This window comes from Pseudomonas sp. MF08831, assembly GCF_059862645.1.
This window is the reverse complement of sequence record NZ_JCBCUX010000021.1, coordinates 37415-61625: the sequence shown is the minus strand read 5'-3', so window position 1 is coordinate 61625 and position 24211 is coordinate 37415. Positions and strand designations below refer to the sequence as shown.

The following is a 24211-nucleotide window of genomic DNA, read 5'->3' as shown; positions in this document are numbered from 1 at the left end:
CACTCCCATGCGACACCTTCAACTCAGATCGACACGCCGCCAAAGCGGTTTCACTCTGCTCGAAATGCTCGCGGTGATCGTGTTGCTGGGCATTGTCGCAACCATTGTGGTGCGCCAGGTCGGCGGCAACGTGGACAAGGGCAAGTACGGCGCAGGCAAGGCGCAACTGGCCGGCCTGAGCATGAAGATCGACAGCTATGCCCTCGACGTCGGCGCACCGCCCAACAGCCTGCAACAGCTGGTGGACAAGCCCGCCAACGCAGCCAGCTGGGCCGGCCCCTACGCCAAGCCATCCGACCTCAAAGACCCGTTCGGCCATGCCTTCGGCTATCGCTACCCGGGCGAGCACGGCGCCTTCGACCTGATTTTCTACGGTCAGGACGGCCAGCCGGGCGGCGATGGCTACAGCGCCGACCTGGGCAACTGGGAATAACCTCGCCATGGCCCAGCGCGGCTTTACCCTACTGGAGATGCTGGTGGTCATCCTGTTGATTGGCCTCGCCGCCGGATTGTTGGGGCTGGGCGTGCGCCAGGGTTTGCAGGCGGCGCAAGAGCGCCGTGTGGTCGGGCAGATGGTCGATGCGTTGCGCACCACGCGGGCCGGGGCGGTTGTCAGCGGCGCGGTGGCGCGCACTGAGTTCGATCTGCAAAAAATGACCTTCCAGGCACCGGGCCGCGCGCTGCAACGCTGGCCGGCTGAGTTGCACGTGAGCCTGCACACTGCCGAACAGGCGGGCTCGGCTGTCGAGTTTTACCCCGACGGCAGCTCAACCGGCGGCCACCTGTTGTTGGCCAATGGCAGCCGGCGCTGGCGCATCGACGTGGGCTGGCTGACCGGCAGCGTGCAGTCCAGGGCGCTGCCATGAAATACCAGACGGGCTTCACTTTGATTGAAATGCTCGCCGCGCTGACCTTGATGGCGGTGTGCGGCACAGTGTTGCTGGTCGCCTTTGGCCAAAGCGCGCGCTCGTTGTCGCAAGTCGCCCACAGCGACCGCCTCACCCATGCGGCGTTGACGGTGCTCGACCAAGAGGCGGCGGGGCCGCTGACTGAGGGGTTCAGTGAAGGTGACCTGCAGGGCATCCACTGGCAACTGACCCAGACCCGACAACAGCCCCACGTGTTTCGCCTCGACCTGACCGTCAGCGAAGGGCCGCACCAGGCTCGTTTCAGTACCTTGAAGGCGCGCCTGTGAAGCGCCGCGAGCAGGGCTTCACCTTGCTGGAAATCCTCGTGGTGCTGAGCCTGCTCGCGGTGTTGCTGGTGCTGGTGGGCGGCGCGTTGCTGGGCGCCAATCGTGCCGTGTCCAAGGCCCAGCGCTACACCACCAGCCTGGATGAGATGCGCGCCGCCCAGCAGTTTTTACGCACGGCGATCAGTGAAGCGCTGCCGCTGGACGTGACCGAAGATGACAGCCAGACCGATGGTTTTTTTGTCGGCATGCCCCAGCGATTGCAGTTTGTGGCGACGCTGCCGGGTGTGCTCGGCGGCGGCATTCAGCGGTTCACGCTGCAAGCACAAAAACAGGCGTTGCAGGTGTCGTTTTCTCAGCTTGAATCGCACACCAACGTCGCCCGCAGTGAGCCGCAAGTGCTGCTCAAGAACCTCCAGGACGTGCAGTTCAGTTACCGCGGCGTATCGCCTTTGGGCCAAGCCACCGGATGGGTCAGCCAATGGCCGTGGCCCAAGCGTTTGCCCGCTGCGGTGCGCATTGCCGCGCGCGTCGACGGCCCGCTGCCGTGGGTTACCCAGGTGATTGCCCTGCGTCTGAACCTCGCAAGCGGAGCGCTGGAGGAATGAGGCGCCAACGCGGCGCCGCGCTGTTGCTGGTGCTGTGGGCGCTGGCCTTGCTCAGCGTGCTGCTCGGCGGCCTGGCCGGTTGGGTACAGCTGCAAAGCCGCCAGGCCCTGTGGTTGCGCCAGCACACCCAGACCGTGCTGGCTGCCGAAGCCGGCATCGCCCTGGTCATGGCCGATCGGCGCTGGATTGCCGACGGCCGTGACATCGCGCTGACCTTCGACGATGCCCAGTTGCACGTCAGCCTGCGCAGCGAGCGCGGCAAGCTTTACCTGATCAACGCCGAGGCCGATGACTTGATGCGCCTGGCCCTGGCCTGCGGCGCCACCCAGGCCCAGGCCGACCAATTGATCAAAGCCTTTGAGGCGCGCCGCAAGCACGGCCTGCCGCCGTTTCGGGTGCTTGAAGAAGTGCGCCAGCTGCCCGGCATGACACAAACCCTGTACAGCCAATTGCTGCCGCAAATCACCCTGTGGAGTGACCTGGATCGACCCGACCCGGCCTTCGCCAGCCCGCTGATGCGCAAGGCGCTGAACTTGCCGCGTCAGAACGCCGAAGGCGCCGACCCGGGTGTGGTGCTGGTGGTCGACAGCCACGCACAGCGTCCCGGCGGCTATCAGGCACGCCTGCAACTCACCGTTTTATTGAGCCCCTCGGAGGACAGCGCGCAACCCTACCGGGTGCTGCGTTGGCAAGAATGAATCGACTGGAACCCATCGCCCGGCACTGGCGTGGCAGCCTGCTGCAACAGGGCTGTCGCCTGTGGCTCGCGGAGTTGCGCGCCTGTGTACCGAAATGGCTGGCCCTGAGCGAGCCGCCTGAGCAGGTCTGCCACTGGCCACTGAGCGAACCGGTCGCACTCGGTAGCGCGCGCCTGGTGCTGATGCTCGCGCCCGATGCGGTGCTGCTGCAAACCGTGCAACTGCCGCTGGCCGCCGCGCGCAACCTGACCGCCGTGGTCGGGTACGAGCTGGATCGCTACACGCCCTTCGAGGCTGACCGGCTGTACTTTGTCGCGCGCCAGGATCAACGCACCGCCACGCACCTGCAAGTCACACTGGTGGCGATCCTGCGCGAACAGCTGGACCAGATCCTCACCGACTGTGCCGCCCTCGGCGTGCACCCTCATCGGGTGGACGTGAACCACCTGGGCATCGACTTGCTTCCGACGCCGCTGCGACCGCGCCAACGCCACTCCGGCAAAGGCCTGCAACGCAGCCTGCCGTGGCTGTGCGGCGCCTTGCTGATTGCGGCGATGTGGCTGTGGCTCAACGACCGCCAGCGCGTGCTCGACGCCATGCACGCCAGCGTGCAGCAGCAAAAAGCCCAGGTTGCCGAGGTGCACGCCCTGCGCCAGCAACTGCTCAATACCCGTGGCGCGGCGCAATACCTGACCCAGCGCAAACTGGCACAGCCGCCCTTGGCCGCGTTGCTCAATGACCTCACCACCTGCCTGCCCGCCGACACCTGGCTCGACCAGTTGGACGTCAAGGACGGCGAGATTTCCATCTCCGGGCAAAGCGCCAAGGCCAGCGCGCTGATCACCCGCATCAAGGGTTGCCACAGCCTGGAAAACGCCCAGTTCGAAGGGGTGATTCAACCCGATGCGCGCACCGGCAAGGACCAGTTTGCCTTGCGTGCCCACCTACGCCAGGAGGCCGCCGATGCGCCGACCCCTCACACCCCGTGAACGTCGCGGCGCGGCCTTGTTATTGCTGGCCGTGGTCGTCGGCGCGGCCTACTGGCTGTTGATCGACAGCTGGTTCGCCGGCCCCTTGCGTGACATGGGCGAACAGGCCGAGCAGTTGCGCGAGCAGCAGCAACGCTACGCCGGCGTGGTGCGCCAGGGCGATGCGCTGCGCCAGCAACTTCAACAGGCCCGCCAGGACCCGGCGAGCAACACCAGCCTGTTGCCGGGCGATGACCCCGACGTGGCGGCCGCCGACCTGATGCAGCGCCTTGCCGACCTGATCAACAGCCACGCCACGCTCGGCGGCGGCTGCAGCCTGACCCAGCGCAAGCCCATCACCCCGGAGCAGGACGAGGGCGAGCCGTATCGCCAGGTCAAAGTCAGCCTGACCCTGAACTGCGCCATCGAGCCTTTGGAAGCCGTGCTGCATGAGCTGGAGTACCAGCCGCCGTTTTTGTTTGTGGATGAGCTGCGCATCCGCCGTGGCCAGCAGGCGCCCGCCACCGGTGGGGCGGGGAAACTGCTGGTGCACCTGTTGGTGCGCGGCTATCTGCAACCGCAGGTGGCGCGATGATCGGCGCCCTGCGCCCCCTGGAGTGGGGCTTGCTCGGCTTGGCCGGGGTACTCGGCGTGCTGATGGCGGTCATCCTCAGCAGCATCGGCGATCAACCGCAGTGGCTGCCCGAACCCGTCGCGCGCGCGCACCCTGCGGTCAGTGCGCGCGTGGCGCCAAGCGTCACGCTCGACAGCCTTGCCGCCACCTGGCAAACGCCGCTGTTCAGCCCTGATCGCAGCCCCGACAGCCTGGTGGGCAAAGCCCGGGTCTCGAGCCTGGCCAACCTGACCCTCAGCGGCATCATGATCACCGGCAACCTGCAACTGGCGATGCTCAAGCAGGCCGACGGCCGTCCGCTGACCGTGCGCCTGGGCCAGACGCTGCCCAACGGCTGGCGCCTGGAACACCTGACGCCGCAATACGCCCGTTTTGCCCTGGATGGCCGCACGCAAACCTTGAACCTCTATGCCAAGCGCCTGCCGCCGCCGTCCACCCGGCCCCCGATTACTCTTCCCCGCGAGCCCCTCCCTTGATCGACATGCGCACTTCAACATTTTGCCTGGCCACCGCCCTCGCACTGGGCGGCTGTGGCGCCTTCCCCGACCGCCCCGACCCGGACGACGAGCTGCTGCACGAAGCCATGCAGGGCACCGGTTCGCAACGACCGCCGACTGAGGCGCCTGCACCGCAAAGCCCGCCGCTTGCAACCAGGTCAGCGCCACAGCGCCAGGTGATCCGTGGCAACCAGCAATTCGTGCGCCCGCCCAGCGCAACGCCGAGCGCGAAGGAGCAGGGCGGCGACATCGTGTTCAATTTCGCCGACCAGCCCATCGAGGCAGTGATCAACAGCGTGATGGGCGACCTGCTGCACGAAAACTACAGCATCGCCCAGGGCGTGAAGGGCAATGTCAGCTTCTCCACCTCCAAACCGGTGGACAAGCAGCAGGCGTTGTCGATTCTGGAAACCCTGCTGTCCTGGACCGACAACGCGATGATCCGCCAGGGCCAGCGCTATGTGATCCTGCCCGCCGACCAGGCCGTGGCCGGCAAGCTGGTGCCGCAAATGCACGTGGCGGCGCCGTCCAGCGGCCTCTCTGCGCGGTTGTTCCCACTGCGGTATATCTCCGCCACCGAGATGCAGAAGCTGCTCAAGCCGTTTGCGCGCGAGAACGCGTTTTTGCTGGTGGACCCGGCGCGCAATATCCTCAGCCTGGCCGGCACCCCGGAGGAGCTGGCCAACTATCAGGAGACCATCGACACCTTTGATGTGGACTGGCTCAAGGGCATGTCGGTGGGCGTGTTCGGCCTGCAACGCGCGTCAGTCGCCGAGTTGATGCCCGAGCTGCAAGCCATGTTCGGCCCGGACAGTGGCATGCCGTTGGCGGGCATGCTGCGGTTTTTGCCGATTGAGCGCACCAATTCGGTGGTGGCGATTTCTTCACAGCCGCAGTACCTCAGCGAGGTGGGTGACTGGATCCGCACCATCGATGAGGGCGGCGGTAACGAGCCGCAGATGTATGTCTACGATGTGCGCAATATGAAGGCTTCTGACCTGGCCAAGTACCTGCGCCAGATCTATGGCAATGACGCGATCAAGGACGACGCGCCGGCGAAGGTTGCGCCGGGCTTGCGCACGGCTACGTTGTCGTCGCTCAACAGCAATGCCGGCGGGTTGCAAGATGCGCCGCCGCCCGCTGACGAGCCTGAGCAAGCACCGGACGTTGCTGCGCCTGCGCCGGATAAAAGTCTTGAAGCCGGTACTCGGATTACGGCGCAGAAGAGCAGTAATCAGCTGCTGGTGCGCACGCGTCCGGCGCAGTGGAAGGAGATCGAAGCGGCGATCAAACGCCTTGATAATCCGCCGCTTCAGGTGCAGATCGAGACGCGCATTCTTGAGGTCAAGTTGACCGGGGAGCTGGACCTTGGGGTGCAGTGGTATCTGGGACGCCTGGCGGGGACCTCGGGGAGTAAGACGGTGGCAAATGCCTCGGGTAGCCAGGGGGCGCTAGGGGGCGGCGGCGCAGGCCTGGGAGCGTCGGATTCGTTGTTTTACTCGTTTGTCAGGGCCAATTTGCAGGTGGCGTTGCATGCATTGGAGACCAATGGGCGCACTCAGGTGCTGTCGGCGCCGTCGTTGGTGGTGATGAATAACCAGCCGGCGCAGATTCAGGTGGGGGATAACATTCCTATCAGTCAGACCACGGTGAATACCGGCAACGCCGATTCCACTTTGAGCAGCGTCGAATACGTGCAGACCGGGGTGATTCTGGATGTGGTGCCGCGTATTAATCCGGGCGGGTTGGTGTACATGGATATTCAGCAGCAGGTCAGTGATGCCCAGACTCAGAGTGGTACCAGTGATACGCCGGTGAATCCACGGATATCGACGCGGTCGGTGTCGACGCAGGTGGCGGTGCAAAGTGGGCAGACGGTGTTGCTGGGCGGGTTGATCAAGCAGGACAACGCGCAGAGTGTCAGTGCTGTGCCGTATTTGGGCAAGATTCCTGGGTTGCGGTGGTTGTTTGGTAACACCAGCAAGTCCAAGGATCGCACGGAGTTGATTGTGTTGATTACGCCTCGGGTGATTACCAGCAGCAGCCAGGCGCGGCAGGTGACGGATGATTATCGCCAGCAGATGCAGTTGCTGCGGCCGGCGAGATGAATTGAGGGGGGCGGTAGAGAATGTGGGAGCAGGGTCGCCTGCGATGGCGGTCTTTGGGCTTGCGCTTTTTTAGGTCGATTGGGTGCATATCCGTTGCTGTGGTAACGGCTGCTATTGGTTCCGCTCTTACAGCGGGTCACTTTTGGAGGGACCCAAAAGTAACCAAAAGGTCCTCGCCCCACCACTCGGCACCTCGCCTGGGCTCGGTGTGCCCTCACGCAGGCTTTGGACCGTGGGCCGCCGCGATGGGCCATCCATGGCCCAACACGGCTAAACCGGCGTCCTGCCGGTTTACCCACGCTCCAAAACCTGCGTGAGGCCAGCGTGGTTTAACGGGGCGCCTGAGATCAAAGTCCAAAGCAGATCAAGATCAAGATCAAGATCAAAAGCAGAGCACGGCGGCTTGGTAGCCGACCTGAGTGGTAGAAGCAAAAGCATAGCAACCCATCTTTGTCTGGTGCACAGAGATCCAAGTGTGGGAGCTGGCTTGCCTGCGATGGCATCAACCGGGCATGGCTGATACACCGGGTTGTCTGCATCGCAGGCCAGCCAGCTCCCACATTTGGTCGAGTGCAGCCTCCAGGGTCAGGTCGGCTGTCAGGTTGCCGTGCTGTAGATTTTGATCTTGGGCGCTCCGTTAAACCACGCTGGCAACCCGCGCCTGATCTCAAGAAGACATTACCAATACGAATAAAATTATTAATAAATAATGAAAGTATAGAATATTAGCTTATACCCAAATAGCATTATATTTTTGAAATCCATTCCGTTATGTTTGATCGCAACAGCCTACCCCTGACCTCGGATGGTACCCAGCGTGATTCAGATTCTGCGCGCCATAACCGGGTAAAGACCCTGCGGCAGAATCGTTGGAACGGAGTTCAACGTATGTTGCCTATTCAAACCCCTCGCTCGCCCCACACCTAGTTTCCAATCGCCGAAACACCCTCGAAAAATCCGAGCACCGCGCACGACCGCGCGAGCGCCCGACTTCGCGATCTGGAAAGTCTGGAGTGGCCATGAAGCACGTTTTACACCCCACCGCCGCACTGGCGCTGGCCTTACTGACACACACGGCCCAGGCCCAGGACGACAGCACTCTGTCCACCGTGGTGGTCACCGGCAACCGTGGCGCCGAGCAGCGCACCGTCACTAGCAGCCCGGTGCCAATCGATGTCGTCAGCGCCAAGCAACTGCAAAGCACCGGCAAGCCCGGTTTGATGGAAGCCCTGAGCGCGGTGATCCCGTCGCTGACCCTGCCGGAAAAAACCGGTTGGGACGCCAGCGGCATTGCCCGCGCTCCGAACCTGCGCGGCCTGAGTGCCGCCGAAGTGCTGGTGCTGGTCAACGGCAAACGCCGTCACACCAGCGCCACCTTGAACATCAACGGCATCAACACCGGCGCCGCACCGGCCGACCTCGACCTGATCCCGATCAGCGCCATCGACCACGTTGAAGTGCTGCGCGACGGCGCTGCCGCCCAATACGGCTCGGACGCCATCGCCGGGGTGATCAACGTGATCCTCAAGGCCGACACCAGCGGCACCGCTGTGACCAACATCGGCCAGGGCTACGACGGCAAAAAACAGACCGTGCAGCAAAGCCTCAACAAGGGTTTCGAAATCGGCGACGGCGGCATCGTGCAGTTGGCCCTGGATGCACGCAGCCAGAATGACGACAACAAGGCCAGCGCCAACGGTTACACCTACGAGCAAGCCTATGGCCTGGCGGGCACGTCCACTTATGGCGGCTACGGCACGCCCAAGACCAACCTGCTGACCCTGGGCTACAACGCCGAGCTGCCGATTGATGACAGTTTGAGCCTGTATTCCTTCACCACTTACTCGCGACGCAAGGCCGAGCAAGGCCAGAACTTCCGCTTGCCGACCATCACCAACACCATCACCACCGGGCCCAATGGTTACCCGGCCGGCTACACGCCGACCTGGTACATCGACGAGGATGATTTCCAGGTCGCGTTCGGCGCCAAGGGCACGGTCGGCGCGTGGGACTGGGATTTGTCCACCACCTACGGGCGCAACGAAGCGGAGCAGGGCACCACCCACAACCAGAACCCGTCGCTGGGCGAGTACACGCCCAACAGCTTCACCTCCGGCACCTGGATTTCCACCGAGCTGACCACCAACCTCGACTTCAAGCGCGGCTTCGACATTGGCCTGCAAAAGCCGCTGGACCTGTCTTATGGCTTTGAGCATCGGCGCGACACCTATGAGGTGCAGGCCGGTGACTACGCCTCCTATGCCAATGGCGGTTACTGCGTGGCGCCGGGCAATTGCGCGTCTTCCGGGGCGCAGGTCACCAACGGCATTTCACCGGCTGAAGAAAGCAGTGCCTCACGCAACAGCCTCGCCAGCTATGTGGATGTTGGGTTCAACCCCCTGCCGGACTGGTACGTGGGCACCGCGTTTCGCTATGAGCATTACAACGAAGGCGTCGGCGCGACCCGCAGCGGCAAGCTGACCACGCGCTACGATTTCACCCCGCAGTTCGCCGTGCGCGCTACGGTCAGCAATGGTTTTCGCGCGCCGTCCCTGGCCAACAGCCTGTTCAGCGCGCGCTCCACGACCTATGGCGTGGTCGACGGCGTGTATCAATCGATCAACTACGGCGTGTTGCCCGTGGGGTCGGCGGCGGCCAAGGCCTTGGGCGCCGAAGGCTTGAAACCCGAGCGCTCGACCAACTTCAGCCTCGGTTTCACCCTCACGCCCACCGACCGCTTGAACTTCACCGCCGACGCCTACGTGATCAACCTGCGTGACCGCATCACCCTGACCGGCACCTTGCTCGGCCCGGAAGTCACCCAGGTCTTGCAGAACAACGGCATCAACTCCACCTCCGGCGGCCAGTACTTCATCAACGGCGCCGACACCCGCACCAAAGGCGTGGACCTGGTCAGCAACTACAACCAGGACATCGGCCCGTACGGCTCGCTGAAGTGGACGGCGGCGTTCAACTGGAACCAGACCAAGATCCTCAACTACAAGGCGTCCACCGACATCCTTGGCACCTCCTATGACCTGATGGACCGCCAGGCCCGTGGCCTGATCACCGACGTGCAGCCCAAGACCAAGCTGATCCTGGGCGGCGACTGGAGCATCGACCGCTTCAACCTCAACCTGGCCTTGACCCGTTACGGCTCGTACAAAGAGGTCAACGTCTCCGCCGACCGCAGCCTCGACCGGGTCTACAGCGCCAAGTGGATCACCGACCTCGACCTTGGCTACAACCTCACCAAAGACCTGAACGTCGCCGTCGGCGCCAAGAACCTGTTCGACCAATACCCCAAAAAACAAGGCGTGCCGAGCAGCACCATGCTCGCCAGCTACGGCACGTATTCGCCCTACGGTTTTACCGGCGGGTACTACTACACCCGGCTGACTTACGCCTTCTAAGGCCGCAACTCGCGAGGAATAGACCATGCCCATTGTCGCCAAAACCTATGCCCTGATCGATGAGGTCACCGACTACCCGGTTCGCCAGGCGCGTGTCGCAACGCCGATCAAAGCCTTGCACGTAGTGCCGGCCCGACACCCGTGGCGTTGGGCCGGGTCGATTTTCGCCGCGCTGGTGCTGCTCGCCATCGTGCATTCGCTGGCCACCAACCCGCGTTGGGAGTGGGGCGTATTCGGCCAGTGGTTCTTCTCGCCGTCGGTGCTGCGTGGCCTGGGCCAGACGCTGTTGCTGACATTGCTCAGCACCGTGTTCAGCATCATCCTCGGCACTGCCTTGGCCCTGGCGCGGCTGTCGGGCTCGCCGCTGCTGGCGGCGTTGGCCTGGGGCTATATCTGGTTCTTCCGCTCGATGCCGGCGCTGCTGGTGCTGATCATCCTCTACAACTTTGCCTACCTGTATGACCACATCGTGCTCGGCGTGCCGTTCACCGGCGTGGTGTTCGCCGAATGGTCGACGGTGGATGTGCTCAGTCAATTCACCGTGGCGGTGTTGGGCCTGAGCCTGATGCAAGCGGCCTACGCGGCAGAGATCATTCGCGGCGGCCTGATCGGTGTGGATGCCGGTCAGCATGAAGCGGCGGCGGCCTTGGGCTTGCCGGCCTCGCGCCGTATCTTGCGCATCATTCTGCCCCAGGCCTTGCGCTCGATTCTGCCCTCGGGTTTCAACGAAGTCATCGGCCTCGTCAAGGGCACCTCCATCGTCTACGTGCTGGCCTTGCCGGAGCTGTTCTACACCGTGCAGGTCATCTACAACCGCACCCAGGCGGTGATCCCGCTGCTGATCGTGGCCACCGTGTGGTACCTGATCATCACCACCGTGCTGACCAGCGCCCAGTACTACGTCGAGCGCCACTTCGCGCGTGGCACCGCACGCGTGTTGCCGCCGACACCGCTGCAACGCATCCGCCGCTGGCTCAAGGAGAAAACCCATGAGTGACGCACGCGCGGGGCGCATCCAGATCCAGGGCGTGGGCAAGCGCTTTGGCAACCAGCAGGTGCTCAAAGACATCGACCTGACCATCGACCCGGGCAAGGTCACGGTGATTCTCGGGCCGTCCGGCTCGGGCAAATCCACCTTGCTGCGCACCATCAACCACCTGGAGAAGATCGACAGCGGGCACATCACCATCGATGGTGAATACGTCGGTTACCGCCGCAAGGGTGACCTGCTCTACGAATTGAAAGAGCGCGAGATTCTTAAACGCCGCATCGACGTGGGCTTCGTGTTCCAGAACTTCAACCTGTTCCCGCACCTCACCGCCTGGGAAAACATCGCCGAAGCGCCGCTGGCGCACAAGCGCTGGAGCAGGGCCGAGGCGCAGGCCAAGGCGTCCGAACTGCTGGCCAAGGTCGGCCTGGCAGACAAGGTCGATGCCTACCCACGCCAGCTCTCCGGCGGCCAGCAACAGCGCGTGGCCATCGCCCGTGCCCTGGCGCTGGACCCCAAGGTGCTGCTGTTTGACGAACCCACTTCAGCCCTCGACCCGGAACTGGTGGGCGAGGTGCTCGATGTGATCAAGGGCCTGACCCAACTGGGCGTGACCCTGGTGATCGTCACCCACGAGATCGGTTTCGCCCGCGAGGTGGCCGACCACGTGGTGTTTCTGTGCGACGGCCAATTGATCGAAGAGGGCCCGCCCGAACAGATTTTCCGCCAACCCCGACATCCCCGCACCGTGGCCTTTCTCGGCAAGGTGCTTTAGTTCAAGGAGTGACTGCCATGTTCATCCATACCGCTCGCGTGGCCTTGCTGGCGCTAGCCGTCAGCACCGCGCAAACCGCTTTCGCCGTGCAACAGGTCGACCTCAGCCCTGACCGCGTGCGCATTCATGTGCCGCGCAACGAAGCGGCCATTGCGCAGATTCCGCCGGGCTTCAAGTTTGCCCAGCCGGGCAAGTTCACCGTGGCCGTGTCCGGCGTGGCCGGGCCACCGCTGGCGCTGCTGGCCAATGACGACAAGACCACCATCGGCAGCGAGGCCGACACCGCACAGCTGGTCGCCGACAGTCTTGGCCTGCAACTCAACGTGGTTCAGACCAGCTGGGAAGATTGGCCGCTGGGTGTCAGCTCGGGCAAATACGACGCGGTGATCAGCAACGTCACCGTGACCGAAGCACGCAAGAAGCGTTTTGACTTCGCCACGTATCGCCAGGATGTGCTGGGGTTTTACGTCAAGAGCACCAGCAAGATCACCGAGATCAAACAAGCCTCGGATATCGCCGGCCTGAAGATCATCGTCGGCTCCGGCACCAACCAGGAAAAAGTCCTGCTGGCGTGGAACGAGGCGAATGAGAAGGCTGGCATCAAGCCTGCGCTGTTGCAGTACTTCGACGACCAGGCCGCCGCGCAGCTGGCGGTGCAATCGGGGCGCAGCGATGCGCTGTTCGGGCCCAACTCGGTGTACGCCTATTCGGCGGCCATCACCGGCGGCATCAAGCGTGTCGGCACGGTCAATGGTGGCTGGCCGCTGAAAGCGGATATCGCCGTGACCACGCGCAAGGACAACGGCCTGGTCCAGCCGATTCACACGGCACTTGAAGGCGCGATTGCCGGTGGCCAATACGAACAGGTGCTGCAACGTTGGGGCCTGGACATCGAGCGCGTCGACACGTCGCTGATCAACCCACCGGGCCTGCCGGACTAGGAGCATCGATCATGGGACTGACACGACGTGAAGCGCTGTCGAGTATCGCCGCAGTCGGTGGCGAGCCGGCCGTCAAGGATGCACTCGCGGCATTGGGCCTGGGGCCGTCGTCGCACCGGCGCCCACAGCCGCTGAAACTCAAGCCCGGCCTGGGGCAGGGCACCCGCGTGCTGGTGCTGGGCGCTGGCATTGCCGGGCTGGTCACTGCGTTGGAACTGACCCGCGCCGGGTTCAGTGTGCAAGTACTGGAGGCGCGCGATCGCGTCGGCGGGCGCACCTGGACCCTGCGCCATGGCGACCGCGTGGACTACAAGGACGGCCGCACGCAAACCGTGGCATTCGATCAGGGCCTGTATTTCAACGCCGGCCCGGCCAGGATTCCCAGCCAGCACCGCACGATTCTGGATTACTGCAGCGAGCTGGGCGTACCGCTCGAAGTGCTGGTCAACAGCAGCCATGGCGCCCAGGTGCGCCCGGACCTGCAACAGCCGGCATTCACCGTTGGCCAGGCGATCAACGATACGCGCGGGCACTTGTCCGGCTTGCTGGCCAAGGCCGTGCAGCGCGATGCGCTTGATGATGTGTTGAGCAGCGAAGAGCGCACCCGCTTGCTGGCGTTTTTGCAGGTGTACGGCGACCTGTCGCAAGCGCTGGCCTATGAAGGCAGCCTGCGCGCCGGTCACCTGGAATCGCCTGCGCACCCCGGCGCATTGCCCGCCACGCGAAGCCCGCTGGCACTGGATCGGCTGCTGCATCCCGAGCTGTGGGGCGCGTTATTGCACACGGAGTTCCCTGAGTTTTCGGCGACCATGTTCCAACCGGTGGGCGGCATGGGCCGCATCACCGATGCCTTTTACCAGCGCGTCAGCGAACACGTGCAATTGGGCGCGCAGGTCAGGCAGATCCGCCAGCTGGAACACGGCGTGGCAGTGACTTATCACGACCAGCACAGTGGCCGCGAACAGGTGGTGCGCGCCGACTATCTGGTCTCGACGTTGCCGCTGCCGCTGCTGGCCAAACTCGATACTGATTTCGGCGACCCGATCAAGGCCGCGTTGCTCAGCACCCGCAGTGACCAGGCCACCAAAGTGGCGTGGCAATCGCCGCGCTTCTGGGAAACCGACTACCGCACCTACGGCGGCCTGTCCTGGATCGAACACCCGGCGCGCCTGCTCTGGTACCCGAGCAACGACCTCAACACCCGCGAAGGGTTGCTGGTGGCCGGTTACGTGACCGGGGAGGGCGCCGACGTGTTTGGCGCGCAGCCGTTCGATCAGCAGTACGCGACCTCCAGGGAGGCCGTGGAGCTGTTGCATCCGGGTTACTCAAAACACCTGCGCAACCCGCTGGCCGTGTCCTGGGAACAGATCCCCTACAGCGAAGGCCCGTGGCTGCAACGCGAACACTTCCCCGCCGACGCCAGCGCCTTGCTCGAACAGGCCCATGGTCGCGTGTATTTCGCCGGGGACGGTCTGGTGCAAAGCGGCGTGGGTATCTGGCAGGAATCGGCGGCCAACTCGGCGCGCCATGTGGTTGCGCAACTGGCGGACCGCGTGACGCAACAAACACAGCGTGCGGCATTGGCCGCTTCTTAAGGAGCATCCTCATGAGCGACAGCATTCAACGTACCAGCGTCGGTGATTTTCCGATCTCGCAAACCGTGACTGTGCCGGCGTCTGCCAGCCTGATTTTCGTCAGCGGCACCTTGCCGGATCTTGCCGACGCCCAGGCTCCGGCGGGCACGCCAGCCGCGTACGGCAGCACCGAAGTGCAGACGGTGTCGGTGTTCAACAAACTGCGCAAGATCCTTCAGCAACAAGACCTGGACCTGGGCGATATCGTGCAGTTGCGGGTTTTTCTGGTCGGTGCTGAAGAAACCGGTGGCAAGCTCGACTTTGCCGGGTTGCAGCGTGGTTATACGCAGTTCTTTGGCACGACCGAACAGCCGAACAAGCCGGCGCGCACCGCGTTGCAAGTGGTGGCGTTGCCCTTGCCGGGAGCGCTGGTGGAAGTTGAAGCCATTGCCGCCCGTACGACCTGATTTTTGAGGTCTGCGCGGGTGTCGTGGCGAGCGGGGTTGCGCGCGTGCGTGGCGGCCCACTACAGGCACCGAGTTCATCCAGAAAGAACTGGGGCGTGAGGTGTTGGGGCCGCTTCGCAGCCCAACGCGGGGCAAGCCCGCTCGCCACAACAAGCCTGCTCGCCACAACAAGCGCGCTCGCCACAGTGATTCATATTTATCCACGGAGGAGCATCAAAATGTCCACATCCCCCCGGCAACTCAAGTTCGGCGCCATTCTCACGGGCGTCGGCACGGCGCAAAACGAATGGCTGCACCCGCAAATCCCCGGCGATGCCAGTGTCGACATCGACTGGTATCGCGCCCAGGCGCAGCAGGCCGAAGCGGCGAAGTTCGATCTGGTGTTCATCGTCGACAGCCCCTACATCACCGCGGATTCGGCGCCGCACTTTCTCAACCGCCTGGAGCCGCTGACCCTGCTTTCGGCGGTGGCCGGCGCCACCTCGAAAATCGGCTTGGTCGCCACACTGACCACGTCCTACACCGAACCTTTCAACGTGGCGCGGCAGTTCGCCTCCCTGGACTTGATCAGTGGCGGCCGCGCCGGCTGGAACGTGGTGACCACCGGCCTGGAAGGCGCTGCCGGTAACTTTGGCCGCGAGCAGCATATCGACCACACCGAGCGCTATCGCCGTGCGGCTGAGCACTTGGAAGTGGTGCAAGGGCTGTGGGATTCCTACGAGGACGACGCCTTCGTGCGCGACAAAACCAGCAAGGTGTTCCTCGACCCCCAACGTCAGCATCGCCTGGACCACCACGGTGAGTTTTTCTCAGTCACCGGGCCGCTGAATATTGCTCGTTCGGCCCAAGGCCAACCGGTGATCTTCCAGGCCGGGATCTCCGAGTCCGGGCGCAGCCTGGCGGCGAACTACGCCGATGGGGTTTTCGCCGGCGTGGGCAATTTTGAAGACGCCCAGGCCTACTACCGCGACATCAAACAACGCACTGCCGCCGCCGGGCGCAACCCCGACTACGTGACCATCCTGCCCGGTATCTCGCCGATCATTGCCGACACCGACGAACAGGCCCAGGCCATCGACCGTGAGCGCAACGGCGAGCTGGACTTGTACAAGGCGCTGGTGCAACTGGGTCGGCCGTTCAACTACCACGACTTCACGCAGTACGCACTGGATGAGCCGTTCCCTGACCTGGGTGACCTGGGCAGCAATGGCTATCGCGGGCATGCCGAGAACATCAAGCAAGTCGCCCGCGATCAAGGGCTGACCTTGCGCCAGGCGGCGCTGCGCTTCGCCAAGCCGTTCTCCAGTTTTGTCGGTTCACCCAAAACCGTGGCGGACGAGATCGAACGCTGGTTTGTCGAAGAGGCGGTGGACGGTTTTAATATCCACGTGGGCGCGCCGGACGACTTTGCGCGCTTCACCGATCAAGTGTTGCCGTTGTTGCGTGATCGCGGGTTGTTTCGCACTGAGTACAGCCACAGCACCTTGCGCGGGCACTTGGGCTTGCCGGTGCCGGTAAATCGGCACACCGCGGCGCGCGCCGGGCCTGCGCCTGAGGTGTTGCAGGCAGTCGGATAGGGGATTACCACCATTTCCAGCGACCCTGTTGTTTCAGGGTCGCGATGATGGCTTCGCGTTTATGGCGGAGTTCTACCATCTTGTGACGGAGTTCGCGGCAGCGGTGGCTGTTGAGGATCAGTAGGCCGATCAAGGGGCAGAGGAGGGCTGTGGAGTAGAGGTAAATATTGGGGGCGTAGATGATTGAGGCCAGTGAGACCATAAAACAGATGCTGTATACGCCGACATGAATCCAGATCCAATGAATGTGACCGTACAACACTCGAGCTTTGGCGATACCAAAGACTACAGTGATTGCCAGCCAGGAAAAAAACCAATTTCGCAACGTTGTATCGTCCGGTGCACCGGAAAGATAGGTGACCAATACCAGCAAACCGGTCAGTGCAATTGAGAATCCGCCGGCAAGCATCCATCCAGCAATGACGGGTGTGTAGCGTTTGCGCAGTAAACGAGGGTCTTCTAAGTAGAAAACTGAATAATGGAAGTTTTCTGCGCTCATGTTTTTCCAGTCAAGAGCGGGTTGATTGCTGTAACCCATTTTTTCCAGGGCTTTTTGAGCTCGCTGCTTTTTCACGGTCTGACTTCCTCGTAGATACCAATAGCGAGGGTCTTGACGTTCCCTGACATTGCGCTGCTGGTTATCCCCAGTATTCCCGCGCATGCATCCCTTATGTGAGTGGCTGTGGCACGTTGCATGTGTGTCGCACTGATGCGCTTAGAAGCGGTGCCAGCAGCTTGTTTCAACTTGAGTAGTTTCGTCGTCAATCGCGGGTCGTTGATTCTGAGCAATTCATCGTTGAGTTTTACCCGCTCTTGTCGCGTAAGCCCTTTGAGTATTTGTCTGAGGGGTTTACCCGTTACCCTGGTACTCACATTAATGGCTTTGACTGTCGTCAGGGCTGATATTCCAATTCCAAGTAAAGCGACGCCATCCAGCACAGAGGTAGCGGCCTCATACCAAACCTCGTTGTCGAGACGATCAAGAATTTGCGGAGCAATCAACTCAGCGCCGGTTCTACCAACGCCGATAAAACATTGGGCGAGACTGGCTGCCAAGGCAGCCTGGCCAATAAACGTAATAGCTGTACTCGCTCCCGCTGAAAACGGTATTAACGCAATTCCACTCGAAACTACCATCCAGCTCAACAACGCACCCGTACAAGTGACTGCCGTATTCAGCGCCTGCGCCACCAACCTCGACTCCCGAGGTTCATGCTCCAACATCCGCTTGAACTCCGCAGGCCCGACATAGCGAGGCGCCTCGCGCAACACCAGCTTCTTCGGCACCACGCTGCATACCGCCTGAAACTCACGCAGTATCACCACGTTGAACGCCTCATCGATGTACACCACGCCCGCGCCAATCAGCCCCGGGTCGGTATCAATGGCAAAAAACAGCCGACGCAAATCAATACTGCTTTCAATCCGCTGACGCGTGGTGCGGTGAGCCGAGGGGAAACCGTCTTTCAACAGGGACGCAGTCATCCTGAACGCCTGGTTTTTGTGGGAGTCGAGAGCGTAAAGACCAGCAGGCACCTATGAATGTCGGAAGGTTCGCCAATTCAAGTGGGGTGCGTCTCTATCCCGCTTTGGCGTCTTGCGTGCAGCGTGGTGGCTAAGGAAAAGTGCGCCCACGTCACTACCAACGCACACCAAGGCAGGGAGCAAACATGGCCGTCGATATGTTTTTGAAGCTGGGCGACATCAAGGGTGAGTCAAGGGATCAAGCCCATCGCGACGAGATCGATATCACCCACTGGGCGTGGGGAATGTCGCAGTCAGGTTCGATGCACAGCGGTACGGGCGGCGGTGCGGGCAAGGTCACTATTGCCAACTTGAACCTGACAAAGCCGCTGGATAAATCCAGCCCTAACCTGATGATGGCCTGCGCCAGCGGCAAGCATTATCCGGAGGCGAAACTGGTGGTGCGCAAGGCGGGAGGCGCGAGCCCGGTGGCGTATCTGGTGATCACCCTGAAGGAGGTCATGGTGGTGTCCTACAGCACGAGTGCTGAAAACGGCGCCGATGTGCTGCACGACAGTTTCGCCTTGAATTTCGCCACCGTCGACGTCAGTTACCAACCGCAGAAAGCCGATGGCGGCAAGGACGGTGGGCCGGTGAAGTTTGGCTGGAACATCCGGCAGAACGTGAAAGCCTGAGGCCCAGCCAGCCCTTTATTCCTCCAACTGCAACGCCTGCTGCTTAAGTTGGCGTTTACGTTCAAACGGCAACTTCTCATCATCGCCATACGGCGCGCTGTACCAGTTGCCATAGCTCGGGTTCGGCAGCAAAAACCAGCGCTGCCCCAGCCAATTCACATACGGTGCGACGGCCTTGCGCTGGTCCGCGAGGGTGTTGTGTTCGGCCTGCACGAAGTCCCCCAACGAATCGCCCGCCATCAATAAAACGCGGGCGTGGTTGGCGACCCATTGGCGGCGGCAATTTTTGCCATAACCGGCGCTTTCGCAATGGCCGGTCGGCGTGCTGGCGGCCAGCACTTGCTCGTCGCTGTCCACCGGGAAGCCACGCAGGCGCAGGTTGGCGACCGTGGCCGCGACCTGGCTGTGTTCGCGGTTGGTGAGGTAGTAAACCTTGATGCCTTTTTGCTCGGCCGCTTGCAGGAATGCCACTGCACCCGGCAATGCCTGGGCCTTGGCCTGGTCGACCCAGGTGTTCCAGCGGTCGTAGGAGTAGACCTGATCATTGATGATGTCGCGGGCGTTGAGTGGCACGTTGTCGAGCAGGGTTTCGTCGATATCGACGACCACGGCCGGGGGCAGGCCAGTCAGGTTGCGCGGCGGGAACGGCAGGGCGTCCCAGGTAGGGTCGGCAAGGGCCACGTCGAGCTGGCGGGTGGCGTTGGCGAACAGCTGGCGGTAGATCAACTCGTGCTCGATGGAGGTCTGGGTCCAGAGCACGGCGTCGAGTTGGTCGTTGGCCGGTGGGGTTTGCTGGCAGCCCGCGAGGGCGGTGGTCAGCAGGCAAACGCCGGCGAAAATCAGGTTACGCATGGGCAAGTCTCGAAGAGGAGGGCGCATCGGCAGCACCTTAGCCTAAACACTGACCTTAAGCTGTACCTCAACCCAAATGTGGGAGCAGGATTGCTCGCGAAGGCGGAGTGTCAGTTGATGTATCTGGTGACTGACACACTGCGTTCGCGCGCAAGCCCGCTCCCACATTTGGATCTTCGTGAATCAGACAGCAAGGATGTGGATTGCCCCTTCAAGGCCCACACACCAACGCCTGGCGTTCATAGTTCAGCGCCTTGTTCTGCGGCGCCAACGCATAGCTTGCGCTGCATTGCTGATCGCCCCACTTGATGACCAGCGTGCCTTGATCCTCTTCCACCAACGCCAGCGCATTGCCATTCGGGTCTGCAATCGCCAGTTGCTTGCCGGCCGAGTCTTCCAGCGAAGCGCCGAACGACAGAGGCTTGTGCTGCGCATCAAACAACGCGAACAACACCCGGCGCCCGGTGGTGCCACTGTAGTGCGCCACCACGGAACCGGCGAGGTTGAAGTTCTGGAAGTTGTGGCCCTGGGCCTTGATGTCCAGTGGCGAGGCAGTCGACAGGTTCAACTGTGGTTCAGCACCGAGGTGCCTCATTATAAGATTTCCAGATATCGCCCCAAATCGGATGCTTTCACAGGTTGCCTGGCCATCCCTAATAAGGGGATGCAATGTTTCTTGGCCCAACTAAATACGCGCGGCTGATCGTCAAAACCAAAATCACCCAGTAACAGAAAATGCTTTATCAAGCAGGACCGATTCAAGTGTCGGATGCAGTGTTTATCAGTATTGGACACTCGAAAATTGTCCATTATGAAGCAGTCGATTTTTCTGGATTTAGCAACGTTGCTCGTCGCTTCTTTCATGTTGGAACAGAGGATGATGTGGAAATACCCTGCTTCATTTAACAAGGCACTGTAATTAAGCAGAACACCGGCGTGGCGGCACAGCACCATGATGGTTTTCTGCTTTACGTACTTGCCGCTCATTTTTTAACGATCCGTACACAGAGGTCCGCGCATTATCGGCTGTGCGCTGGCAGCGGCCCATCAGACAGTTCTTAAATTTCCAGGCGTCATTGAAACTTCCCTGCGTTCACACAGTAAGTCACCAGTGCCTGGTCGGTACTGACCACCAGTTTGCGCATCGCTGAGACCTTTTGTGAACTCACTGTCTTACTGCTGCGATTAACCATGCGTGCAATATCCGTAACACTGTGGCCAGCCACGAAGAGCCGCAGTACTTCCATTTCACGCAGGGATAAACTTGCAAAGCGTTCGTCGACTTGTTGCTGATTGTGGGTAACCGAGAGTGCTTCCTGCACAGGGCTCTGGTAATTACGGCGCGAGGCGAGGGCGTTCAGTGCGTGTTCAATTTCTTCGTGCAAATGGTTTTTTTGAATAACCCCCATCACCCCCAGTTCATGCAGACGGGACACGATCAAGTTGTTGGACATCATCGTCAGCACCAGGATCTGCGCGTCGACAAACCTTCGGGTGAGATACTCGATCAATTTGAGGCCGTCACCAAACGTCGAATCGCCGGGCATGTGAAAGTCGGTAATGACCACGTCCGGTTTTTCACTCTGTAGCCTGTCGATCAATTGGCTGGAACTGGTCGCTTCGCCCACCACTTCAAAACGGCGGTCGCGCTGGATGACCTCACGCACGCCAAGCAGCACGATAGGGTGGTCGTCAGCAATCACTACCTTTATTTTTTTCATATGTACCTGTTTGATGGTTGGCCTTGAGAGCTTGGGTTGAGCGCTATGGCGTCCATTACTTCTTCGAGGCGCTGCAGCAGGTCACGCACCTGAGCCACCAGGCTCGGGCTCAGTGAGCCTTTGTAGAGAGCCCCTTCCAGAGCGTTGCATGCAGCGCTCAAGCGCGAAGCACGAAGCGATGCGAGGGATCCATTCATGCGGTGCAAATAGCGCACTACTTGTTCTTTGTCATTGGCATCAAGGCCTTGCCTTGTCAGGCGAATATCGTCCAGCATGGTGGTGATGAACAACCGGTGCATGGTAGCGGACAGCGTGATCCAACCGTCCATATCGCCCTGCTGCAGGTGAGCGCCAGAGTGCTGTTTTTCCACGCGATCGCTGCAATAACGCAGCAACGTTTTGCGCAGCGCGTCCAGGCTCAAGGGTTTAACCACCCATGCGTCCATTCCCGCCGCCAGGCATTGCTCACCCTCCTCAAGCAGGGCGTTTGCAGTGACGCCAATGATCGGTATGTGCCTGTCACGCTCGCGCAAAGCGCGGGCCAGGTCATAGCCGTCAAGCCTAGGCATATTGATGTCGGTGATGACCAGATCAAAGGTGCCGGGCGACCAGCGTTGTAGCGCTTCCTCACCGTCTTCAGCTGCGACCACCGATGCACCTAGCGCTTCGAGCTGCTCCTGCAAAATGGCGCGATTGATCGGGTTGTCCTCTGCCACTAACACCCTCAACCTCAACCTCTGGCCAACAACGCGTTCGTTTGATTCAAGCGGTTTGACGCTGCCCGGGTGCGCCTGCGACAGGGCCCGCACGATGCCGCGAATATCGTAGGCGTTAACCGTCCAAGCGTGCTCTGTCGCGTCGCTCTGAGGTGCGCCGAGTTCGGTCGCGTAAATACGCCGGCCATTCCAAACGATCTGCTGGCCCGCCCCGGTCACCCTGTCCAGCAGCAACTCATGTTCACCGCCCTGGTAGCCCGGTGGCAGTGCTACCGCACGCGCTCCCCAGCGGTTGAGCCAGTCAATCAGCGATTGCTCAAGCTCCTTAAACGGTGCTCGCACGTATACCGCCAACCCTTGCAGCTCAATGTCCGAGCAGTCAGGTAAGGAGCCAGGAACGATAGGCAGACGCAGATGAAGAGAGAAACTGCTGCCAAGCCCCGGCTCACTGACCACGCGCAGTTGAGCGTCCATCAGTTCGCTCAATCGTGAGCAGATCGACAAGCCAAGGCCCGCGCCGCCGGCCTGTTGGCTGCCGGCCAGTTGCGAAAACGGCTTGAATAATTGCCCCATTTGCTTTTCGCTGATGCCGGCTCCCGTGTCGGAAACCTGCCATTGCAGCGTTGCGTGAGTCAGTTCCAGTTCCGTCACATTGAGGCGCACGATGACTCGCCCGGAATCGGTGAACTTGATGGCATTACTGAGCAAATTATTCAGGATTTGCCGAATGCGGCTAGGGTCGCCGCTCATCAACGCCGGTAAGTTTGCATCCGCACAGGCGAAGATCTGTAATCCCTTGTTGAGGCCCGCAGCAGCATAGCTGTTGACCGCATCTTCGAAGACATCCAGGGGGCAAAAGGTCACGTTCTCGAGCGCCATCTGCCCCGATTCAATTTTCGACACATCCAGCACATCGCTGATCAACTGAAACAACACCGCCGACGAACGTTCGATGGTCTGTAGATAGTCCTGTTGGCGGGCATCAAGGTGGGTCAGCCCCAGCAGCTCCAAGTTGCCCAATACGCCATACAGGGGCGTGCGAATTTCATGGCTCATGGTTGCCAGGAACAGCGTCTTGGCAGCACTGGCCTCGTCTGCGGAGCGTTTGGCCTGCTCCATCAGCAGGGCGTCATCAACGTGGCGGGTGATGTCATTGAACCCGCAAAGCACCACATCCTCATCCTGATAGCGACTGAACCTGAACGAAACCAGCAAATGCCGTCCGGCTACTTCAATCTGCATTTCGCGAGGGTCTTCGTCTCGATAGTCGCGGTTGAGCAAGCCGATCAGCTCAGCGGTGCCTTGCCATTCCTGCGCGCGCTGATTTTCCAGCAATACCTTATTGTTGTTCCGTTGCACCACGCAAAGGCCAATCGGGGCGCTTTGCAACATGGCTCGGTTGAACTCTTCGCTTTCGGTCAGCAATCGTGTCGCTCTTAACGCAGGCTCCACGATGCCAGCGCGATACCAACGGTTGATCCGCCAGCCCAGAATCACCGCAAGTAGAAACGCGCCAGCCGTGCCCAGCAATGACCACTTGGCGAAGCGAAAGAAGTTTTCATAGCTGATGGTGTACAAGCCAACCCACTGGTCTTTGCCGGTCGAAACGACCTTGAAGCGTAAGCCGTCGGCGGCCAGGCTCATGCCAACCGGCAGTGACGCTGAACCCTGAGCATCACCCAGCAGCACATCCCCTGCCGGAGAGATCAGCGTGACGCGATGGTCGATGGGCCGTGTCAGCAGCCTGTCCAGATCGTTGATTTGCCCAGCGTCCAGTAACGCTGCAATCGTCAGCAAACCATCACTGCGGCGTTCAGGCATGATCGATGGATTCACGTCTACGCCAATGAATGCCACAATCGTCTCAGTACCCTGCAACAGTCCCTGTGGCGCACGCATCCAGCTCACGCGCCGGTTATTGAGCTGCTCGTGGCGGGCAAGCAGCCCTTGGTATAAGCGAGATGTCACGTCGAAGAAGTTGCTCTTGAGCAATAACGATTGCTTGCGCATGCCATCGACGCCTGGAATTGCGATGTTGAATTGGTCAGTCGGCGAAAACAGGAATATTTGTGGCGCCGAGTAGAAGGAGCTGGCCCAGAACGCGCTGTAATAATCGGTCAGTTGCACGGCCAGCGAATAGCTGCCCTGCAACTGCTCCGGGCTATAGTGCTTACGCTCGCTGAGGGTGAAAGCCTGGGACAGGGCCAACCCGTGACTCTGGAATACACGCTCCTGGCCTTTCTGCAAAATTTCGACGCGCGAAACCGGGCGTATGTCGGTCAGGGTGTTCTGGTTGCTGCGGTCATAAGCGCTGGCGGCACTG

General features: G+C 61.3%; 23 protein-coding genes and 1 pseudogene. 17 read left to right on the top strand and 7 right to left on the bottom strand.

Annotated elements, in window-relative coordinates; genetic code table 11:
* Positions 1-7 precede the first annotated feature (7 nt).
* The 16 genes from gspG (at position 8) to AC19YS_RS30150 (ending at position 16440) form a co-directional block, all read left to right on the top strand.
* Positions 8-433 carry a type II secretion system major pseudopilin GspG gene (gspG, locus tag AC19YS_RS30225; protein ID WP_124418014.1) on the top strand — a complete coding sequence of 142 codons (426 nt, stop codon included), beginning with the start codon at positions 8-10 and terminating at the stop codon, positions 431-433.
* 7 nt (positions 434-440) lie between these two features.
* Positions 441-866: a prepilin-type N-terminal cleavage/methylation domain-containing protein gene (locus AC19YS_RS30220; protein WP_106580553.1), complete on the top strand. Its 426-nt coding sequence runs from the start codon at positions 441-443 to the stop codon at positions 864-866.
* Entirely contained in the window at positions 863-1195 is a 333-nt protein-coding gene (locus tag AC19YS_RS30215; RefSeq protein ID WP_500603416.1) for a type II secretion system protein, read from the top strand. Before AC19YS_RS30220 ends, AC19YS_RS30215 begins: the two co-directional genes overlap by 4 nt.
* Positions 1192-1800 carry a type II secretion system protein GspJ gene (locus AC19YS_RS30210; protein WP_119742700.1) on the top strand — a complete coding sequence of 203 codons (609 nt, stop codon included), beginning with the start codon at positions 1192-1194 and terminating at the stop codon, positions 1798-1800. The genes AC19YS_RS30215 and AC19YS_RS30210 overlap by 4 nt, the downstream gene beginning before the upstream one ends.
* On the top strand, positions 1797-2498 hold the full coding sequence (locus AC19YS_RS30205; RefSeq protein ID WP_106580556.1) for a helix-hairpin-helix domain-containing protein: 702 nt from the start codon (positions 1797-1799) through the stop codon (positions 2496-2498). The genes AC19YS_RS30210 and AC19YS_RS30205 overlap by 4 nt, the downstream gene beginning before the upstream one ends.
* Positions 2495-3487 carry a PilN domain-containing protein gene (locus AC19YS_RS30200; protein ID WP_500603415.1) on the top strand — a complete coding sequence of 331 codons (993 nt, stop codon included), beginning with the start codon at positions 2495-2497 and terminating at the stop codon, positions 3485-3487. Before AC19YS_RS30205 ends, AC19YS_RS30200 begins: the two co-directional genes overlap by 4 nt.
* Entirely contained in the window at positions 3462-4061 is a 600-nt protein-coding gene (gene gspM / locus AC19YS_RS30195; RefSeq protein WP_500603414.1) for a type II secretion system protein GspM, read from the top strand. Before AC19YS_RS30200 ends, gspM begins: the two co-directional genes overlap by 26 nt.
* Complete coding sequence (locus AC19YS_RS30190; protein ID WP_500603413.1) at positions 4058-4576, top strand: type II secretion system protein, XpsN-like; 519 nt, start codon at positions 4058-4060, stop codon at positions 4574-4576. The genes gspM and AC19YS_RS30190 overlap by 4 nt, the downstream gene beginning before the upstream one ends.
* 5 nt (positions 4577-4581) lie before the next feature.
* Positions 4582-6705 (top strand): type II secretion system secretin GspD, encoded by a 2124-nt coding sequence (gene gspD, locus AC19YS_RS30185; protein WP_500603411.1) that lies wholly within the window; start codon positions 4582-4584, stop codon positions 6703-6705.
* 1019 nt (positions 6706-7724) lie between these two features.
* Positions 7725-10118 carry a TonB-dependent receptor plug domain-containing protein gene (locus AC19YS_RS30180; RefSeq protein WP_500603410.1) on the top strand — a complete coding sequence of 798 codons (2394 nt, stop codon included), beginning with the start codon at positions 7725-7727 and terminating at the stop codon, positions 10116-10118.
* Positions 10119-10143: 25 nt separating this feature from the next.
* Complete coding sequence (locus AC19YS_RS30175) at positions 10144-11115, top strand: amino acid ABC transporter permease (RefSeq protein ID WP_500603409.1); 972 nt, start codon at positions 10144-10146, stop codon at positions 11113-11115.
* Complete coding sequence (locus AC19YS_RS30170; protein WP_106578951.1) at positions 11108-11881, top strand: amino acid ABC transporter ATP-binding protein; 774 nt, start codon at positions 11108-11110, stop codon at positions 11879-11881. The genes AC19YS_RS30175 and AC19YS_RS30170 overlap by 8 nt, the downstream gene beginning before the upstream one ends.
* Positions 11882-11898: 17 nt before the next feature.
* Complete coding sequence (locus AC19YS_RS30165) at positions 11899-12822, top strand: ABC transporter substrate-binding protein (RefSeq protein WP_169367199.1); 924 nt, start codon at positions 11899-11901, stop codon at positions 12820-12822.
* An 11-nt stretch (positions 12823-12833) separates the two neighbouring features.
* Positions 12834-14417, top strand: a complete 1584-nt coding sequence (locus AC19YS_RS30160) for a flavin monoamine oxidase family protein (protein WP_500603408.1) — start codon at positions 12834-12836, stop codon at positions 14415-14417.
* Positions 14418-14428: 11 nt separating this feature from the next.
* Positions 14429-14863, top strand: a complete 435-nt coding sequence (locus AC19YS_RS30155) for a RidA family protein (protein WP_200624512.1) — start codon at positions 14429-14431, stop codon at positions 14861-14863.
* A gap of 218 nt (positions 14864-15081) precedes the next feature.
* Positions 15082-16440 carry an LLM class flavin-dependent oxidoreductase gene (locus AC19YS_RS30150; RefSeq protein WP_200624511.1) on the top strand — a complete coding sequence of 453 codons (1359 nt, stop codon included), beginning with the start codon at positions 15082-15084 and terminating at the stop codon, positions 16438-16440.
* 4 nt (positions 16441-16444) lie between these two features.
* Here the strand turns inward: AC19YS_RS30150 and AC19YS_RS30145 are convergent, their stop codons facing one another.
* Both AC19YS_RS30145 and ssp4 read right to left on the bottom strand, forming a co-directional pair.
* The gene (locus AC19YS_RS30145; RefSeq protein WP_500603407.1) at positions 16445-17014 is read right to left on the bottom strand and encodes a hypothetical protein; all 570 of its coding nucleotides are present in this window, start codon (positions 17012-17014) and stop codon (positions 16445-16447) included.
* Positions 17011-17925 carry an Ssp4 family T6SS effector gene (ssp4, locus tag AC19YS_RS30140; protein ID WP_448209099.1) on the bottom strand — a complete coding sequence of 305 codons (915 nt, stop codon included), beginning with the start codon at positions 17923-17925 and terminating at the stop codon, positions 17011-17013. The genes AC19YS_RS30145 and ssp4 overlap by 4 nt, the downstream gene beginning before the upstream one ends.
* A 185-nt stretch (positions 17926-18110) precedes the next feature.
* On the opposite strand from ssp4, the gene AC19YS_RS30135 reads away from it, so the two are divergent.
* Entirely contained in the window at positions 18111-18599 is a 489-nt protein-coding gene (locus tag AC19YS_RS30135; protein ID WP_106578945.1) for an Hcp family type VI secretion system effector, read from the top strand.
* 15 nt (positions 18600-18614) lie between these two features.
* Here the strand turns inward: AC19YS_RS30135 and AC19YS_RS30130 are convergent, their stop codons facing one another.
* The 5 genes and pseudogenes from AC19YS_RS30130 to AC19YS_RS30110 form a co-directional block, all read right to left on the bottom strand.
* The gene (locus AC19YS_RS30130; RefSeq protein WP_500603426.1) at positions 18615-19451 is read right to left on the bottom strand and encodes an HAD family acid phosphatase; all 837 of its coding nucleotides are present in this window, start codon (positions 19449-19451) and stop codon (positions 18615-18617) included.
* A gap of 211 nt (positions 19452-19662) precedes the next feature.
* A pseudogene (locus AC19YS_RS30125) lies at positions 19663-19941 on the bottom strand (FimD/PapC C-terminal domain-containing protein); the annotation flags it as partial.
* Positions 19942-20045: 104 nt separating this feature from the next.
* A complete protein-coding gene (locus AC19YS_RS30120) occupies positions 20046-20438 on the bottom strand; it encodes a hypothetical protein (RefSeq protein ID WP_200624507.1) in 393 nt (130 codons plus the stop codon).
* A gap of 86 nt (positions 20439-20524) precedes the next feature.
* Positions 20525-21172, bottom strand: coding sequence for a response regulator (locus AC19YS_RS30115; RefSeq protein ID WP_200624506.1), 648 nt, complete (start codon positions 21170-21172; stop codon positions 20525-20527).
* Positions 21169-24015, bottom strand: coding sequence for a hybrid sensor histidine kinase/response regulator (locus AC19YS_RS30110; protein WP_500603406.1), 2847 nt, complete (start codon positions 24013-24015; stop codon positions 21169-21171). Before AC19YS_RS30110 ends, AC19YS_RS30115 begins: the two co-directional genes overlap by 4 nt.
* Positions 24016-24211: the final 196 nt, after the last annotated feature.